This window comes from Nodularia chucula CCY0103 (genome assembly GCF_963923915.1).
Taxonomy (GTDB): domain Bacteria; phylum Cyanobacteriota; class Cyanobacteriia; order Cyanobacteriales; family Nostocaceae; genus Nodularia; species Nodularia chucula.
In genome coordinates, this window is record NZ_CAWUOL010000114.1 from 1 (window position 1) to 14,899 (window position 14,899).

13 protein-coding genes are annotated in these 14,899 nt (G+C 40.5%); 3 read left to right on the forward strand and 10 right to left on the reverse strand.

The window, feature by feature from the left end; genetic code table 11:
- Positions 1 to 239: 239 nt before the first annotated feature.
- The gene (locus ACM0OP_RS21550) at positions 240 to 1,163 is read right to left on the reverse strand and encodes a hypothetical protein (RefSeq protein ID WP_414530460.1); all 924 of its coding nucleotides are present in this window, start codon (positions 1,161 to 1,163) and stop codon (positions 240 to 242) included.
- 248 nt (positions 1,164 to 1,411) lie between these two features.
- Here ACM0OP_RS21550 and ACM0OP_RS21555 point away from each other — a divergent pair, with 248 nt between their 5' ends.
- Positions 1,412 to 1,897, forward strand: a complete 486-nt coding sequence (locus ACM0OP_RS21555) for a GNAT family N-acetyltransferase (RefSeq protein WP_414530461.1) — start codon at positions 1,412 to 1,414, stop codon at positions 1,895 to 1,897.
- A 406-nt stretch (positions 1,898 to 2,303) separates the two neighbouring features.
- On the opposite strand, the gene ACM0OP_RS21560 is transcribed toward ACM0OP_RS21555, so the two are convergent.
- Genes ACM0OP_RS21560 through ACM0OP_RS21575 form a run of 4 tightly spaced genes read right to left on the reverse strand, consistent with a single transcriptional unit; the run spans position 2,304 to position 6,094 of the window.
- Positions 2,304 to 3,500, reverse strand: a complete 1,197-nt coding sequence (locus tag ACM0OP_RS21560) for an FtsW/RodA/SpoVE family cell cycle protein (protein WP_414530462.1) — start codon at positions 3,498 to 3,500, stop codon at positions 2,304 to 2,306.
- Positions 3,501 to 3,546: 46 nt separating this feature from the next.
- Complete coding sequence (locus ACM0OP_RS21565) at positions 3,547 to 4,542, reverse strand: UDP-N-acetylglucosamine--LPS N-acetylglucosamine transferase (protein WP_414530463.1); 996 nt, start codon at positions 4,540 to 4,542, stop codon at positions 3,547 to 3,549.
- Positions 4,539 to 5,144: an FHA domain-containing protein gene (locus ACM0OP_RS21570; RefSeq protein ID WP_414530464.1), complete on the reverse strand. Its 606-nt coding sequence runs from the start codon at positions 5,142 to 5,144 to the stop codon at positions 4,539 to 4,541. The genes ACM0OP_RS21565 and ACM0OP_RS21570 overlap by 4 nt, the downstream gene beginning before the upstream one ends.
- A 38-nt stretch (positions 5,145 to 5,182) precedes the next feature.
- A complete protein-coding gene (locus ACM0OP_RS21575) occupies positions 5,183 to 6,094 on the reverse strand; it encodes a hypothetical protein (RefSeq protein ID WP_414530465.1) in 912 nt (303 codons plus the stop codon).
- A 372-nt stretch (positions 6,095 to 6,466) separates the two neighbouring features.
- On the opposite strand from ACM0OP_RS21575, the gene ACM0OP_RS21580 reads away from it, so the two are divergent.
- Complete coding sequence (locus ACM0OP_RS21580; RefSeq protein ID WP_414530466.1) at positions 6,467 to 7,675, forward strand: glycosyltransferase family 4 protein; 1,209 nt, start codon at positions 6,467 to 6,469, stop codon at positions 7,673 to 7,675.
- Here ACM0OP_RS21580 and ACM0OP_RS21585 read toward each other — a convergent pair.
- From ACM0OP_RS21585 to ACM0OP_RS21605, 5 genes are all read right to left on the reverse strand, one after another.
- Positions 7,636 to 8,796 (reverse strand): glycosyltransferase family 4 protein, encoded by a 1,161-nt coding sequence (locus tag ACM0OP_RS21585; protein ID WP_414530467.1) that lies wholly within the window; start codon positions 8,794 to 8,796, stop codon positions 7,636 to 7,638. The genes ACM0OP_RS21580 and ACM0OP_RS21585 overlap by 40 nt on opposite strands.
- Positions 8,797 to 9,019: 223 nt before the next feature.
- Complete coding sequence (locus ACM0OP_RS21590; RefSeq protein ID WP_006196245.1) at positions 9,020 to 9,226, reverse strand: phycobilisome linker polypeptide; 207 nt, start codon at positions 9,224 to 9,226, stop codon at positions 9,020 to 9,022.
- Positions 9,227 to 9,455: 229 nt separating this feature from the next.
- Positions 9,456 to 9,941: an allophycocyanin subunit beta gene (apcB, locus tag ACM0OP_RS21595; RefSeq protein ID WP_089091413.1), complete on the reverse strand. Its 486-nt coding sequence runs from the start codon at positions 9,939 to 9,941 to the stop codon at positions 9,456 to 9,458.
- A gap of 57 nt (positions 9,942 to 9,998) precedes the next feature.
- Positions 9,999 to 10,484: an allophycocyanin subunit alpha gene (gene apcA, locus ACM0OP_RS21600; protein ID WP_089091414.1), complete on the reverse strand. Its 486-nt coding sequence runs from the start codon at positions 10,482 to 10,484 to the stop codon at positions 9,999 to 10,001.
- Positions 10,485 to 10,862: 378 nt separating this feature from the next.
- A complete protein-coding gene (locus tag ACM0OP_RS21605) occupies positions 10,863 to 14,273 on the reverse strand; it encodes a phycobilisome rod-core linker polypeptide (protein ID WP_414530468.1) in 3,411 nt (1,136 codons plus the stop codon).
- 356 nt (positions 14,274 to 14,629) lie between these two features.
- Here ACM0OP_RS21605 and ACM0OP_RS21610 point away from each other — a divergent pair, with 356 nt between their 5' ends.
- Complete coding sequence (locus ACM0OP_RS21610) at positions 14,630 to 14,875, forward strand: hypothetical protein (protein WP_414530469.1); 246 nt, start codon at positions 14,630 to 14,632, stop codon at positions 14,873 to 14,875.
- The last annotated feature ends 24 nt before the right edge of the window (positions 14,876 to 14,899 follow it).

The following is a 14,899-nucleotide window of genomic DNA, read 5'->3' on the forward strand; positions in this document are numbered from 1 at the left end:
GGTTTATCTTTTAAAAAATAAAACCCCTTAGCAAACAAGACAGCTAGGGGGTTTTTTGCTACTATGCTACTATTTGACAATCTGAGTCAATCCATTAATATAGTTACAGCTATAACAAGCTGATGCGATCGCTATAACTAATTTGTTACTTGGGAATCTCATCACCCTGAACTAAAATTTTTTATCCCCTTAACACTTGTAATTTTAATCGAAAGGCTGTGGGGAAAGAATTTTCAAAATCACCCAAATTTTTGATGATTTCCGGTCATTAATTTAGTATTGTTCCCATTTGTTCCATACAACTCTACAAATCTTTTAAATAGTAGCATATTTGCATTTTTAGAAAACTTACTTAATCTAAATAAGCGCTCAATATTCCTCTCATTTAAATTGCGTAAATAAGGTAAATCTTCAAGCAATGTCAAACAAGAAGCAAAATGTAATAGGATTTGTAGCAATGGTTTAGGCCAATTTAAATCACTATAAATATCTATAAATAACTGATGCTCTTTATCAGTTAATGGGAACGCTTGAAAGATTACAATTATCCTTTTATTATCATAAACTGGAATACTCAATTCGATAGTATAAGGAGTGTGTAAAATTAAATCTACCTCTACAATCGGTTTTCTCCAAATTCGCAGAGGATTTGCTGGAGAATCTAACACTGTTTGAAATTTGATAATTCCGCCAATATTTGTTGGTTGAAAGTGGTTAATATTGATAATTTTTAAATTATTTAAGCTAAACTTATGGACAGTTTCTAAATGTTTCAAATTCAATAAATGATAAATTTGACAAAGGTAAGGAAAAGGTAAAATATACTCTTGGCTGATCATGTGTCTTTTTTTTAATCCCAACTTATGCGCTGGGGTGAGACATAAATATCCTTGATATTGATCATCTTTAATATCAGGTTTTAAATACATCCAACTGAAAAAAAACCAAATTGTAGTCAAGAGATGTAAAATTTCTCCTCTGGAAACATAACTGTCAGCGAATACTTCTAAACTACTATCAGTAATTCCAAAAATCCACGCAGGGATACCTAACAGCCAAATTCCTGTTTTGAATCTACTAATAAATAAGGCAAATTCTAAGTTGGAGTCTGGCTGGTCTTTTTCCTGAGTAGTTTTAGGATTCCCGCATAAATTATGAGTCATAAAAATGTAGCTTTCAAGATGTTGAGCTACATTAATCGTAGATATACCTACGAGGTATAACCTCTACCTTGAGAGTAGATAAATTTTTCTATGGTTTTATATTTATCGATTTTTTTGTAGCGATAACTACAAAATTTAGCCAATATATTGATTATTTCTGATATATGGCAATTACTATTCAAGTGAGGTACAAGCGGTAATAATTAAACGCAGATAATTTTGTACTTTATTAGACTAGGAAATACTATATGAATATTCGCCACGCCCATGAAGCTGATTTATCTGTAATAGTGGCAATTTATAATGCAGCAATTCCCAGTCGCCAAGCAACTGCTGATTTAGAACCAGTTTCTGTACACAGTCGCCGGGCTTGGTTTCAGGGGCGATGTTCACAAAGACCGATTTGGGTGATAGAACTAGAAGGTATCGTTGTGGGATGGTTGAGTTTTAAATCATTTTATGGGCGGCCTGCTTATGATTCTACTGCCGAGATTAGTATTTATCTCGCCCCCTATGTACATAGATGTGGTTTAGGAAGTCAACTGCTAGCCCAGGCTATTAAAGAAAGTCCTAATTTAGAGATAAAAACGCTTGTGGGTTTTATTTTTGCCCACAATAAAGGGAGTTTAAACCTATTCGTTAAATATGGTTTTCAACAGTGGGGATATTTACCACAAGTTGCAGAACTTGACGGTGTGGAACGGGATTTAATCATTATGGGACTGCGAATTTAGGGTTGAGGACTCATATCATGTCTGTTTAATTAGTTACAATTACCAGAATCATGTCACCCCACCCCAACGCCAGACCGCAAGCGACTATCGATTACCCACCAAATTGTTAACAATCTTGAAACCTGTATTTTGCAAGGGTCATAGAGATTCAATTTTTTACGAACTTGACAAATTAGCCTTTGATCTTCTCGCTAAAAATCCACTTTTATTGAGAATGAATAACGTAGGTTTAAGGCTGTGCGATTTGGTGAGCGATCGCTCTCGCAAATGTTAAGAAAGATCCGGGTAATGGATAGCAGCAATCGAGGAGGGGAACTGGATTTGCGGTGAGTCCGCGTAGGCGTACTTTGTTTGTATAGCCACGTTCGCCCTTGGCGTTGCGTTAGCAATATTCTAATCGCTAGGGTTACTTTTTCTGGAACATCCGGCGCTGACGAGATTTTTCAGGTTGAGGTTTCCACAATGGTACTACCTCGGCTTCACTACTCTCGCGGGCTACCCGAATCAGCAAAGCTGCACCCACTAGGCTAGAAATCATGGAATTACCACCATAGCTAAACATTGGTAGAGGTAAACCTGTTGTTGGTAATGCACCGGTAGCTACTGCAATATGTAGCAGTGATTGTCCAATAATTACTGTTGTGATGCCAATGGCTACTAGTCGATTAACTGTATTTTTTGCTTTTAAGGCTACGATTAATCCCAGTGTGGCGAATAAACATAAGACAATTAACAGTAGGATACTGCCAACAAAGCCAAATTCTTCGGCAAAGATGGAAAATATAAAATCGGTGTCTTGAATGGGGAGATAAAATAGCTTTTGCTGGGAAAGCCCATAACCAACGCCCCAAGTTTTTCCAGAACCTACGGCTAATAGACTTTGTACTAGTTGGTAGCCATCCCCCATAGGATCGGCCCAAGGATTGAGAAAGGACATTACCCGTCGGCGCTGATAGTCTTTGATGCTAATACTTATGAGGGCTAATAGTATTCCCCCAAAGGCGGTTCCTCCTAAATACTTATAAGGTAATCCCGCAGCTAAGGCAATTAACCAAATAGTCATCCCACAAAGGGCGGCTGTGCTTAGGTTTGGCTGTGCCAAAATTCCTAAAAGGACTAAACCAAATATACCTAACCAAGTTAAGCGGACTCGCCAGGTTAACCTTTCCCATCCTCCAAACAGTCGCGCACTTTGTAGGACTAAAAAGGGTTTAATTAATTCTGATGGTTGCAGGGGAATTGGCCCGATGGCTATCCAACGGGCTGCATCAAAGGCTTTTTTACCCACTCCTGGGATTAATGTGCCGAAGATTAACAGCAAAAATAGGGCTACAAACCAATGGGAATTTCCCAATATTTTTTTGATGGGAAGATTAACAATGATGTTAAATCCAATTAGGGCAAAGAAAGCCCACACTATTTGACGCTTGAAGTAGTAAAGTCCATCTCCTTGACGGACATCAGCTACCGGATAGGATGCTGAAAACAAGATAATTAATCCTACGAATAGCCAAATCAATGTTAACCAGCGCAGTAACCGCGCTTCTAAAGCCCAGGTGGAGACGGAATTATCAAAAACGGGAATTAGGAGACGTAGATTCACGGTTCGGTACAGTAATAATTTAAAAGTTAGACATAAGGTTGGTAACTCACAATTTATAACTCATAATTTGGTGCGCTGCTTGGACAGCACCGTTAATATAAGTTGATACGGACTGTTTTTTTGGGGTTTGTCGTTGATGTAGCAATGTTCTCACAGTGGCGATCGCTTGTTCAATATCCTGAACATAATAACTTTTACTGGCTCTTTTGCTTTGGCGATCGTATAATCTCGCAAAAGCTAATGCTACTAAAGGTACACCCACTGCGGCACATTCATAAACTGTGTTATATCCCGCCCCACCGATGACTATATCAGCTGCTGCAAAACATTCAATACCGGGATAATGACTTACCCACAAGGTTTTTGGACAATTTACAGGACAAGTAGCAGCTAAAATTCTCACTGCACATTGGGGAAAATCTTGCTGTAATCTGAGGGTGATTTGACTAAAAATCTCTAATTCTGATGGTTTACCTGCTGCACATACCAGAATAGTTGGCCTGGATGGTTCTACTCTGAGGATATGCGATCGCGTGCTGTTTCTGTCTGGCAATTCTTCTGCATTACGAATCAACCAAGGTGCTGTATGCTGCACAATAGGTAAGTCACAAAAACCTAAATCTGTACCTTCTCCGGGAACAATGACAGTATTAAAGTTTGCTGCTACAAAATTTCGTAAGTTCTTGGCTTGAATATATTTAGGGTTAATATCCCGATGAATTAAAATTTTGGGTATAAAGTTCAATTGAGGTAAAATATCTGCCAATTCACCACCCAAACCTCTAGGAAAGGTATCGACAATTAAGCAATCATATTTAGTCGTGAGTAAAATCTGTTGAACTTGTAGACGAGTTGCGGAAAAACTAGCGTTATCTGGAATCTCATGCACTAAACAACTCTCATGATTGACTTGCTGTGCATAAGGACTATTGGTAATAATAGTGACTTGTGTATATTGTGCCGCAATTCTCCCCAAAGACAAAGCCCGATTTAAATGTCCCCAACCGCCACCAAGGGCATAAATTAACCAAGTTTTATTCAACTTGCGCCCATATCATATTCAAAATCACCATCGCCTTCAGTTTCTAAGCTGACAGCATCTGCTTCTGTAAAGCTGACATTTTCCCTATAGGTATGATAAAAATACTGCTCACGTTCATCATGATCCATACCCCACTCTTCAAAGCGATAATTGCCATAATCGGGATAAAAAGCATAATCTTCTTCATAAGACTGATCACAGTAGGGACAACCTGTGCTGTCTGTGCGATCGCAACGTCGTTTAAACAGAAATCCTACCATGCGATCGCAACTATTACTAAAGGATAAGTTGACTATAATTTCACAAGTGGCAATTTGCAGGCGATCGCCATTTTTTAGACTACCATTATTCCTCTGCAAACCATTAATTTTCACTCCCCTCCGTGTATCTTGGGCAATCACAATTAACTTCAGACTTTCCCAAATAATTAAAACATGATAATCTGCAATTAAATCATCTGTAATCACCACCCTAGAAACTTGTTCACCATTAATTTCTGCTGGCATAGCCTTAAAAATCCTGCCAATCGCCACTGGAGTTGTTAATAATGGTTCTTGGCGTTCTTCCGTATTCGGATCTACCCAAGTTAGTTGAACTTGCAACTTTTCCTCTCCTCCTGTTATTTTAGTAATTTGTTGATTTATACCTTTTGCTCAGAGAGCATTTTAGCCAAATTCAGTACCTGATAAACACTTAAAAACATAGCTATAATTGTCTGATATATCTCTGATGGATTTTTCGCATAATCAGGGGAAATTCTCACCCTCAAACTCATTGATCTTTCTGTAACTTTTAAACCTCCTACATAACAAAACTCAGGAATCTTGATCGCATCTCTGACATCATTTTGCAGAATTTTCATAGCATTGTAACGATCTTGAGAATAATTTAAACTCAAACTGATATCCAATCCATCGTATTTAACTTTAGATTTATACTTCTTCTTTCCACTGCGGGTATGTTTCCAACCATATTGTTTTTTAGATAGTTCAGTAATAGTTAATGTAAAACGAGTCTTATCTAAAAAACGCCCTTTAGTATTTAACCATTGATTTCTATAGATATCTATATTCCATCCCGGCTTATAAGGATGAGGAATAGTATTTATTTTATGTTGATTTTCTTCACCTCTTTGAAAAGACAATTTTAGATACATTGAATTTGCTGTGTCTAAATCTCTTATGAGCATTTGCATAACTTCTAAAATCAGATAATATCGATAATTAATTAAGTTTAGTCTCATAAACTTAGACCGCATTATTAATGCATAAATCCAGCCTATTATTAAACCTAATAAACTCCAATTCATCACGCCTAGCGTTACACTTAATAACCCAGACACCACAAAACTATTATATAAAGTAAAGCTAATTACAGATATAGATACTAAACCTATAAAGTAGTACAAAGCCTGGTTACTAAATTTCTCTGCTCTGATTTTTGCTAATTGAGAAAGAGATTTTATATCATCCAAATCAGTTTGGATATTCTCAAAAAATGCTGTCTCCTCATAAATTAATTGCTTCCGTAGTTCCTTTAATTCAATAGGCATTTGAATAGGCTCTCCTTAAACAATTAAAACCGCAAACTACTGACGATTTTAGGGGAAATTTACCATCAGAAACCACCAGATCAATTAATACAGAAATGCATTTACTGATTTGATTAACTTTATTTAATTTTTTTACAAAAGTTGAATATATGATATTAAACAAGATAAATTTAACTCAGTATAACAAAGTAAAAAATAAACTGTCAATCAGATATAGTCATCCGCTCTGATTTTTAACTTACTTGCGTAGGAGGGGAGTTACTTCGACTTCGCTCAGTAATCGAGGTAGTGGGAAACAGCTTTTTGAGTCGTAAGCGCAAAGCGCAGGCTACGCCAACAGAAATCAAATAGGAATCCTCTATATATATATTTATGCAGAAACCACAGCTGGCCTATATTTCTTTTGATGTTGTACCTGCACCCAAGGGCGCTGCTATTCATATTGCGGCTTTTTCTAGGGCTTTAGCAGCCAATCTTGGCAATATCGAATTAGTTACAGTTTCTCCTACAGCAGCAAGAACAGATAATCATGAAATCTTCCCACAAGTCATGCAAACTATGTTACCAGCCTTGGGGGGTAATTTAATTTCTAGAGTATTGTATTTTCAAAATATACTGGGGAAGTGGTTAAAAGATCGTCAATTTACAGCAATTCATATTCGTTCAATCTATGAAGGATTTTTGATAGCACTTCATAAACACCAATATTGCCAACAATTAATTTTTGAAGTCAACGGCTTACCTTCCATTGAACTCAAGTATCGTTATCCGGGAGTAGCTGAGGATAGAGAACTACTACATAAATTACATACCCAAGAACAAGTTTGTTTAGTAGCAGCAGATTTAATCATCACCCCTAGCCATATTACTGCTGGATATTTGCAAACTCGTAATGTCCCAGCTAATAAAATTCGAGTAATTCCCAACGGTGTAGATTTAGATGTGTTTACCAATCATCATCTACAGCATATCTTACCTGGAAACAGCCAGAATATCTGTATAAAAATGATTTATTTTGGCACACTTTCTCCTTGGCAAGGTGTTAACTTAGCGATAGAAGCTTTAGAACTAGTAAATAAAGATTTACCTGCCAATTTAACAGTAATTGGACAAGGGAAAGACTATCAAATTAAAAAGTTAAAGCAGCTAGCCTTTAAGTTAGGTATAGCAGATAAACTGACTATTTTAGAACCAATATCTCAAACTCAATTAGTTGAATATATCCACGATTCAGATATAATTTTGGCACCATTAATACCTAGCGATCGCAACTTAGTTCAAGGTTGTTGTCCCTTAAAGATTTTAGAAGGTATGGCCACAGGAGTACCTGTCATCGCTAGTGATTTACCTGTAGTCAGAGAACTAGGAGAAGATACAGTACATTTTTTATTAGTCAAGCCAGGTTCAGCGAAAGCAATTAAAGATGCCGTTTTGCAGTTAAGTAATGATAAAGAATTAGCCTCGCAACTGGCAAAAAATGCTCGCCAGCAGATTGAAAACAATTACACCTGGGAACGTGCTGGTAAAGCTTTAACAACCGCTTACACAGAATTAGGGATCAAACGATTAAGTAAAAGTTGAAGTCTTTGTTGCTCGTGAGCGATAGAATATTCATTCATGATGCGATCGCTCGCCCCTCTAACAATAGCATCCCTTTCTCCCGCAGTCATATTCAAACATTCCAACACCGCCTCACCTAATCTATGCAACTGAGAACGAGGGAGTATAAAACCATTTTCACCATGTAAAATCACCTCTGGAATACCACCCGCATCACTAGCAATACAGCAACAACCACAAGCCATCGCCTCTAACAGTGCATTAGGCATTCCCTCCCACAGCGAAGGCTGAAGATAAACATCACACAACCGGAGATATTCCGCCACCAACCCAGAATTAGATAAATGTCCGGTTACAATAATTCGCTCGGCATTTTCTGCTTCTTGAGTTTGATAAAATTGCCACACAGAATCCTGAGAAGAGCGTACCTCACCAATAATTAACAAACAAGCCGGACGCTGACGGCGAACAGTCGTCAAAGCACTTAACAAAAACTGCTGTCCCTTCTTTTCCCTCAACTCACCGCAAAAACCCAACACCACCTCATCCGGTGCAATTCCTAACTTCTCCCGTGTAATTTCACCAAAACCTTCCACACAGAATATACTTGTATCCACCGTATTTTTCAGCACCAACACATCATCTCGCCCACTCAGTAACTGAATTTTACGACACATATCAGCACTTACAGAGGTAATCACATCCGCTTGCTGTAGCGTCCATTGCAAACGGGCAAAATCACCAGGAGGAAACATTTCTCGATCAATATCATTACCACGGGCGCTGACAGTACAGGGTATTTTTTTCAATCCGGCAAACCAAGTAGACAAAAAACCACAGGGGAAAAGATAATGACCCCATACAGCATCATACCCGCGAGTCTGGTGCAACCAATCCAACACATTCAGAGTATGAGGCATAGTCATATCCCAATAACGGTATAATCCTATCCGATAAACACGATATTTTGCCCCTCTCGTTTCCGGGGGTAAAACTTCCCCAGGTTGTAAATAACGACTCCAAGTCACAACATCAACTTCTACATCTAATTGGCAAAGGGTAGTTACAAGGCGTGTAGCACTAGTAGCCAAACCCCCTAAGTCTGGTGCAAACCTTTCTGTAATTAATAAAACACGCTTCATTTAATTAGTTGGAAAAACGCACTTATAGCTGGGGAGTAGGGAATAGGGAGTGGGGAGTGGGGTAAAATTCTTTCGGTGTTTAACTTTTATGATCAGTTTATGTCCTAACGTGTACGCCTAGTGCTATAACTTTCGAAACCATCTTTACTTTTTATCAGCAACAAAAAAGAGGCCTATCTTGACCTCTTGACAACTCCCTAGAATGATGTGCGTTATATATTAATTACATCAAACCAGCATTAGTACCTTGTTTACCAGTTGCTAGTTCTACTTTCACAATTTTGCCACCCATTTTTTGAATGCGTTGCTGTTCCCGAAACCAATTTTCATAAGGAACTAGCTTAGTGAAGTAAGTATTTTGCAACTCTCTTTGAGTACGAATCCGGGTTTGACTAGGTACACAAGCAGTAACTTTAAACAAACGCGCCATATCTTAATTCTCCTACGGTGATTGTGAAAAGTTTTTTATTACAAAGAAAAATGGGAGTGTATATTCTATGGAAATATTTAAATTAATCACTCCAAGTCTGGAAATCAACTATCAATACTAGACCGCCAACACTCATTGAAAACATAAGCAGTAGAACTTTCTAGCACTCACAATTAATTTCCAGACCTTAATCAACCCGCACCTAACTTAATTAAGTGCAAAGCTGCTCTTAGCTCAAGCCAGAGGAGATATAGTCTAAGTAAACGCCCATTTCTTTACCAGCGTCGGGGCCGACTAAGCTAGCGGTTACTTCTTTGATAGCTTGGATAGCTTGTACAGTAGCACCTACGGGAACACCCAAGGAGTTGTAGGTTTCTTTCAAGCCATTCAATACGCGCTCGTCTAGAATGGAAGGATCGCCAGCTAGCATAGCGTAGGTAGCGTAACGTAGGTAGTAGTCCAAATCGCGGATGCAAGCAGCATAGCGACGAGTGGTGTACATATTACCACCGGGACGGGTGATGTCAGAGTATAACAGAGACTTAGCTACTGCTTCTTTGACGATCGCAGCTGCGTTAGCACTGATAGCTGTAGCAGCACGAACACGAAGTTCACCAGTTACAAAGTAGCCTTTGAGCTTTTCTAGAGCCGCAGTGTCCAAGTATTTACCTTGAACGTCTGAAGCGTTAATGACAGAGGTAATTGCGTCTTGCATTTTGTTATTTCCTTATTGCAATACTTATGTTTCAGCAGAAGTAAAAATGGCTTCAGCTTACTGCATCGCACCAACTAAGTAGTCGAAGTAAGCGCCAGCTTCACCGGAGTCTTCAGCAGACAGCAAGGTAGCAGCAACATTCTTCATCGCGTTAACGCCACCAGCTACAGCATCAATAGGAGTGCCGAGAGACTTGTACATTTCGCGGACACCCACAACACCGATTTCTTCGATGGGGGTAACATCACCGGAAACGATTCCGTAGGTGACAAGGCGGAGGTAGTAGTCTAGGTCGCGCAGACAAGTAGCAGTCATTTCTTGACCGTAGGCGTTACCACCGGGGGAAACAACATCAGGGCGCTTTTGGAACAACTGATCACCAGCTTGCTTAACAATGCGCTCACGGTTTTCGGTCAAAATTTGCGCGATGCGGAGGCGACGTTCACCACCGGAAACAAAGCTTTTGATCCGATCCAGTTCGCCGGGGCTAAGATAGCGGGCTTCTGCATCAGCATTCACGATGGACTTCGTGACGATACTCATTAATGGATTCCTCCAGTACTAATGAAACCAGAATTTGATAAAACTGGTGCGATTTAAATTTGTTGGGTAATAGTTTTCTTTTCTTCGTCGTTTTAGAGACAACAATTGCAAAATTGCCATAGCTATCGCTTTGTGACTTGGTTGAAAAAATCAATTACCTTCCGGAAAACATTTTCCGGCATTCTGTTGAGCATTTATGACTGTTCTTAATACTTTGTAATATTAGCTTTAAGATTTAACAGTCATTTTTTTCCCTGAAACCTTGATCACATAAGGGGGGAAGAGGCAGGGGAGCAGGGAGCAGGGAGCAGGGGGAAAGTTTCTAATACCCAGTCCCCAATACCCAATCCCTAGCCCCCAGTCCCCAATCCCTAGACTTTAGCGATCGCTTGGGCGGCCTGTCAGTACAGCAGGTGACAAACTAGACCAAGATTGTTTCACTAAGTCAGCAGCAGCTTGGACACTACCAAGGTAGTTACCAGCAGGTAGTGATGGGTAGCGTTGATAAGGTACGACATCTTCACCAAAGAAGCGAGCGTATTCTGCACTATCCACAATTGCCTCTACAGCAGCCCTTAAACCACTATCAGCCAGCAACTTGTTATATTGCCGGATTTCGCCTTGTGTAGCTGGTGCGCGTCCCAATAGGTGACGGAATAGGAACTCAATCACCTTGGTGTTGGGATAAGGGGTATAGAACCGTTTCCGGTAGATTTCGGAACTAGCCAACTCTCTAACAAACTCACGCACAGAGATTTCCCCGTTCCGCAATTTGCTGTCTAAGTTAGAACGGCGGTAGTCTTGGGGAACTTGACCACTAAATACATCCAACACTTGACAGTAAGCAGCATTAATTACTTGTTGCTTCTCTGCTTGATTCGCATTCATAGTCATGCGGTGAATCCGTGCAGGTTTGCGGCGACTTGTACCCACACCCACTTCCACAGACTGACCACGACCATCATTGAAGGAACGACCCAATTCAATAAACAAAGGCTTGGTTTTATCCGGGGCCTTGGCTTGGGCTGCCAAATCTGCGATCGCCTTCGCTAAAATCGGCATATTTGCTGAGTTCATGCGGGGCTTCACAGTCTCAAAGCTAGGCACAACCACATCTTTGTTCTGCTTAGTTAGCTGGTTATACAGCTTTTGAGTGTTGGGGAAATTAGCCGCAGGGAGAGTGGGGAAGCGACGATAAGGAACCGTATCTTCACCGAAGGCTTCGCTATATTCCACACTTTCCACCATCGCACTAATAAAAGCACGAATCCCTTGAGTAGCCAAAATCTGGTTATACTTACGGATTTCCGCCTGATTCATCGGCGCACGACCCAAGAAATGCTTAGTTCCCAACTCAATCACCTTCGTGTTGGGATAAGGAGTATAGAACTCTTTCAAATACAGATTCGAGTAACCCAAACCTGTAACAAACTCCTTAACAGAGATTTCACCGTTACCCAACTTACTTTCTAAAACCGTAAACTCATTTTTGATGACGTAAGGTGCAACATCACGCTCAAAAACTTGCCGATAAGCAGCACTAATCAAAGTATTTACAGCTACTTTATTGCTAGTATTTGCTACTAACTTAAAGACTTTAGTTTGTTCCCGCTTCTTGGTAACACCTTGATTAATGCGGAATTGGATATCTGGTTCTGTGCGGTTTTCTTTCACCGTACCCAGTTCGACAAAGCGAGGTGTTTCAACTTTCTGAACCTTCGCAGTACCGACATCTTCACGAATACTACCAACGCGCAATTGGCGCAACGACACACCAGCCGGAGTCAAATACCGTTCATAAGGTACTGTATCCTCACCAAATGCCTCGCTGTACTCTGGAGTATCCAGAATGGCATCTACTACCGCGTAGAAACCCTTCTTAGCCGCAAGATCAAAATACTTATTGTTTTCTTGACGACCGTAGGTAGGACGACCCAACAAGCGGCGGTGCATATACTCGATGGACTTACAAACATACAGCGATGTCCAGTACATCTTGCGGAATAAATCCGACTTTGCCAAAATCCGCACAAACTCCCGGACAGTAATTTCGCCGTTTTCCAGCTTAATTTCTGCCACCTTCAGCCGTTGACCTTCGTAAACATCACGGCCAAACACTTGTAGGTAAATCGCTCTAATTACCGCTTGGGTGGAGCTTTCGGAGAACTTGACACTTACACCTTGTCCGCCTTTTCTGCTGAGAGTGGAAGGAACTTGGTCGAGTTTAAATACCTTCCGTCCTAGAGTACCAGGAGCCTCACCCCGCGCCTTGGGATTACTCAGTTGGTTATTAATACCAGGCCCTTGGTGAATCAAGATGCGGCGGGTATCCTTGCCAAAAGGAGCCGGACTGCTGCTGGGGTTGCGAGTTGCTTTCGGGAAAATTGCTCCAAATTGGATTTCCAAAGCGTCATTACCAGAACCGTAAGGATGTTGATCTGGTAGTGGGCGATCGTAAGCTGCAAAAGTCGTAATAAACTGAGGTACTTTCCGGAAAGGCGCACTGTAATTAAACAGGTCTTGCTGTGGTCCCCAGTTACGACATTCTTGAGCTTCTTGACCCAGACCCCGGATGTAGGGTACTGTCTCTTCGCCAAAGTAATCGCTGTACTCGTCAGAATCCACCAAAGCATCAACTAAAGCCGGTAGACCACCGTTAGAAATAATTGCAAAGTATTTTTGCACTTCTTCACGGCTACTTGGTCCCCTTCCCAAAATGTGACGGAAAGCCAGTTCAATAACTCGGCTGTTAATAAAAGGCTGGTAGAACTGTTTTTGGTAAAGAGGAGATTTAGCTAAACGGCGCACAAACTCCTTCATGGAGATATCGCCATTCTTTACCTTGGATTCCAAATCAGAAATCGATAGGCTATAAGCACGGGTAATGTCGCGCTCAAAAAGTTGCCGATAAGCTGCTTTTACAACCTCGATTTTTTCACTGGCTGACAAACCAGGCTTCATCGCAAATTTAGGACGACGTTCTGCTGCTACAGAGTAAATTTGTGGCAGTTGTAACCCTTGTTGGTCGCCGGAAGGACGTTGACGAACCTTATTAGAAGGTGTGGGTGCTTTGAACTCGTTGAGCAAAACATCCATGTACTGAGACACAATTTCTGTAGCCACAGCATCTTTACGGAAATAGGAAAGTGATCCTGCTTTAATTTCTTGCAAAGCTACTAAAGTTGCTTCAGTAGAACAAGCATTTTCAATAATTTCCCGCAAACCCCGTGTATTCACACTAATGATATTGGGGTCTCCCGCCACAATCGCATAAGTCGCGTAACGCAAGAACCAGGATAAATCCCGTAAGCTCTTACCCATGTTGCTGGGGCCATAACGGGCGACATTAATGGGTCTAAAACCAGCAGGTGTCGGACCGCCAGGAGACGAGTTAAATATTGACCGGAGATTTTCTAGAAATCCGCCACGGCTTTCCACATAGGTTACAGTTCCCAGTTTCATGCCTTCTGTGACTGTTCCCTCAGCAGTAGCACCAGCTGTAGCCATAGCTAGTTCTCGTTCTTGAGGCTTTTCTAAGAAAGCCATCGGGGAACCGCCCACAAAAATCCGGTTAGCAGCTCTGGATACGATAATCTCGGAATTTTCCGTTAACGTTTGAGCAATTTCTAACCGCTTTGCACCAGATGCAAAATAGCTTGCTAATTCGCTGAGTTCACCGTTTCCCAAAAAGCGGTCTTGCTGCTCGGCTTGGGAAATGGTCGCCACAGTTAGAGTTTGATATAGTTGCGGACGCGCAACGGAGCTTCCACCACTTGCCTTAACACTCATGAGATTTCTAAAACTCCTTTAATTTATATGTGTTAAGTCTGGGTCGTTTTGAGGCTGCACACTTCAGTGTGACTATGGTCTAAAATTTTTGCCTACAAAACTGCCAGTAAATTAACCCAGTTAGCTTTAGATTAAAACGTTTTGCGTTTGCTCTGGTGATTTATTAAGAAGTATGTAGAATCTGTAATCTAAATGGGTTGGGCAGAATGAGTATATATTCTCTCTGGGCGGAAATTAAGGATTTTTTGTATCAAAGTGATACAAACCCATCAGCACATTTTGTAACAAGAGTAGTATTTTTTAATCTTTTTTAATATTTTGCTAAGTAAGTCGGCGATCGCACCAGATAACTTAGCATGAAGACTACAATTGGGGATTTAGGCTGGCGATCGCATCATCACGCACAAACACCAAAGCCACAGATATCCGATGATATGATGATCAATAAATTACCAAAAGTGTGTTGGTATCGGATAAATTCTAATACTTTAATTAAAATTCTTCATATTTTAAATCGGTTCAACTTACAGCAAATTGATAGCGATATTATTGGGATGGTCTATGGATGTAAGACAGGGTCAGCGCATCTCAAACCCTGTTGACAAGAGGACTTGCCTAATCAGCAA

Coding starts and splice junctions, on each gene's coding strand:
- ACM0OP_RS21550 (WP_414530460.1), bottom strand. CDS start 1,163: ATGACTCATAATTTATGCGGGAATCCTAAAACTACTCAGGAAAAAGAC.
- ACM0OP_RS21610 (WP_414530469.1), top strand. CDS start 14,630: ATGAAGACTACAATTGGGGATTTAGGCTGGCGATCGCATCATCACGCA.
- ACM0OP_RS21580 (WP_414530466.1), top strand. CDS start 6,467: ATGCAGAAACCACAGCTGGCCTATATTTCTTTTGATGTTGTACCTGCA.
- ACM0OP_RS21605 (WP_414530468.1), bottom strand. CDS start 14,273: ATGAGTGTTAAGGCAAGTGGTGGAAGCTCCGTTGCGCGTCCGCAACTA.
- ACM0OP_RS21590 (WP_006196245.1), bottom strand. CDS start 9,226: ATGGCGCGTTTGTTTAAAGTTACTGCTTGTGTACCTAGTCAAACCCGG.
- ACM0OP_RS21575 (WP_414530465.1), bottom strand. CDS start 6,094: ATGCCTATTGAATTAAAGGAACTACGGAAGCAATTAATTTATGAGGAG.
- ACM0OP_RS21585 (WP_414530467.1), bottom strand. CDS start 8,796: ATGAAGCGTGTTTTATTAATTACAGAAAGGTTTGCACCAGACTTAGGG.
- ACM0OP_RS21555 (WP_414530461.1), top strand. CDS start 1,412: ATGAATATTCGCCACGCCCATGAAGCTGATTTATCTGTAATAGTGGCA.
- apcA (WP_089091414.1), bottom strand. CDS start 10,484: ATGAGTATCGTCACGAAGTCCATCGTGAATGCTGATGCAGAAGCCCGC.
- apcB (WP_089091413.1), bottom strand. CDS start 9,941: ATGCAAGACGCAATTACCTCTGTCATTAACGCTTCAGACGTTCAAGGT.